Annotated in this window: 3 protein-coding genes; all 3 read left to right on the top strand. The window is 62.6% G+C overall.

Annotated features, from left to right (window positions below; translation table 11 throughout):
* Nucleotides 1-342 precede the first annotated feature (342 nt).
* Nucleotides 343-696: a DUF6788 family protein gene (locus Q7V20_RS13365; protein WP_304791856.1), complete on the top strand. Its 354-nt coding sequence runs from the start codon at nucleotides 343-345 to the stop codon at nucleotides 694-696.
* Complete coding sequence (locus tag Q7V20_RS13360) at nucleotides 693-1076, top strand: hypothetical protein (RefSeq protein ID WP_304791853.1); 384 nt, start codon at nucleotides 693-695, stop codon at nucleotides 1074-1076. The genes Q7V20_RS13365 and Q7V20_RS13360 overlap by 4 nt, the downstream gene beginning before the upstream one ends.
* Before the next feature lie 82 nt (nucleotides 1077-1158).
* Nucleotides 1159-1944, top strand: a complete 786-nt coding sequence (locus Q7V20_RS13355) for a transposase (RefSeq protein WP_304791851.1) — start codon at nucleotides 1159-1161, stop codon at nucleotides 1942-1944.
* The last annotated feature ends 209 nt before the right edge of the window (nucleotides 1945-2153 follow it).

Below are 2153 nucleotides of genomic sequence, written 5' to 3'. Positions count from 1 at the left end.
GTCCGGCCGGCGAAGGATGTCCTGCGCCCGACAAGCAGGAACCGCGCCATGATTGCCCCCCAACGGTCCCTGTGAAAATGCTCGGCCGCTACGGAAACCTCTATTTTTCACTCAAACCCAGTCACATTGGGCTTCTCCGTTTGACCGAGATTGTGATTTGCGGAATTGCTGGCCAATAGGCAGCAATTCCGCAACTTCAGTTTTTGATCCCTCATAAATCCACCTGATTCAATAATTTGCACGCTCCTGGGTGGCTGGGGCAAATTCGCATTGCAGAAAATGCTTGATTTTGGCACGTATACTGATATACATATATATATCAGTCAGCAAAGGAGCCGCCCCATGCCCCGTCGCGTTCAGCTGCCCCCCAAAGACCGTGCCGCCCGCTCGCGCCTCATCAAGCTGCTCGCCGCAGCCAAGCCCCTGGCCCGCGCCAGCCTAGTCACCATGGCCCGCACCTGCGGCAAAAAAAGTTGCCACTGCGTCCAAGGTGAAAAACACGTCTCGCTCTATCTGGCCGCCCGCCTGGGCAAGACGCGCAAGATGCTTTACGTCCCGTCCGAACTGGAGGATCAGGCCCGCCGCCTCGTCGAAAACTCCCAAGCCGTCGAGGGCTTGCTCGATGAAATGTCGCAGGCCCAGCTGGAGCGCTTCCTCGCGCTCAAGGCCAAGCCACACGGACGGCCCCGCTCATGATGGCCCGTTTCGGCTGCTATCTGGACAAAGTCTTCGACTGGAGCGCGCGGCTGCTCACGCTGCACGACACGCGCCCCCGGCCGCAGATCCCCACCGCCGCCATCTTCACCAGCGTCTTGATGATGTGCGTGACGCGCCTGAAAAGCCTCAACGCCCTGGAAGGCGAACTGCGCGTGCCGCGGCGCTGGGAGAAAATCGTCGGCGCGCGCAAACCCAGCGCCGATCGCGCCGGCCAGGTCACCGCCCTGCTCAATCCCGAAGAGCTGCGCGACATGCTCTCGGGGGTCAACCACACGCTGCGACGAAACAAGGCCCTGGCGGACAATCCCTGGGCGCTGCGCTTTGTGGCTCTGGACGGCCACGAATTTTTTTCCCAGTAGAAAGCGCTGCTGCGACCAGTGCTGCCGCCGCCAGCTCAAGGTCGGCGGGCAGGAGGTCACCGAGTACTACCATCGCGGCGTCGTGGCCCACCTGATCGGTTTCGCCCTGCCCATCGTGCTCGACATCGAGATGATCCGCCCCGGCGAGGGCGAGATCGTCGCCGCCCGCCGCCTGCTCGGGCGCCTGCTGGAGCGTTACGAGCGCTTCTTTGACGCCGTGGAGGGCGACGCGCTCTACTTCGAATCAGCGCTCTTCGAGCTCTGCCGCAAACACCGCAAGCACCTTTTGGCCGTGCTCAAGGAGAATAATCCCGCGCTGCTGGCCGACGCCAAGGCCGTGCTGGCGGGCGAGCCCGACCTGGTGCGCCAGGAAAAAAACGGGCGCACGATCCGCTACTGGGACCGGGAGGAGTTCACCAGCGGCGCGGCGGCGCAACCGCTGCGCGTCGTGCGCACCGAGGAAATCTGGACCCACCGCGAGCGGGTGGCGGGAAAATGGATCGTGCGGGAAAAAACCAGCAATTGGTTCTGGGGCACCACCATCCCGCAAGATGTCATGCCGCCGCGCCAGATCGCCCAGGCCGGCCACGAACGCTGGAGCATCGAAAACCGCATCTTTAACGACATGGGCGCGCACTGGGGGCTGGATCACTGCTTCCATCACGACCCCGCCGCGATCCTCAATTTCATCCTGATTCTGTTCATCGCCCACACGCTGGTGGCCTGCTTCCACCGCCTGAACATGAAAGATCCCGTGCGCGGCCGCTTCTCGCTGATCGCCGTGGCCACGCAGATCCTGCTGGGCATTGTCGCGCTGAGCGCTCGCGATAGCGCCTGGCGCAAGGGGCGCGCCAAGCCGCCGCCATGACCCCACGGCGGCAAACTTCCTGACCCACTGGATTTATTCTGTCATCTTGATGTGCTGCTCTGGTCGTGGTCCGGCCGGCGAAGGATGTCCTGCGCCCGACAAGCAGGAACCGCGCCATGATTGCCCCCCAACGGTCCCTGTGAAAATGCTCGGCCGCTACGGAAACCTCTATTTTTCACTCAAACCCAGTCACATTGGGCTTCTCCGTT

The sequence above is a fragment of the Aquabacterium sp. genome, assembly GCF_030652515.1.
In the GTDB taxonomy this organism is placed as follows: domain Bacteria; phylum Pseudomonadota; class Gammaproteobacteria; order Burkholderiales; family Burkholderiaceae_C; genus Aquabacterium.
Note: the sequence above shows the minus strand (reverse complement) of the source record. Positions and strands in the feature narration are given on the sequence as shown.

What these genes read in the sequence shown, in the direction of transcription:
- Q7V20_RS13365 (WP_304791856.1), top strand. Translation starts at nt 343, where the DNA reads ATGCCCCGTCGCGTTCAGCTGCCCCCCAAAGACCGTGCCGCCCGCTCG.
- Q7V20_RS13360 (WP_304791853.1), top strand. Translation starts at nt 693, where the DNA reads ATGATGGCCCGTTTCGGCTGCTATCTGGACAAAGTCTTCGACTGGAGC.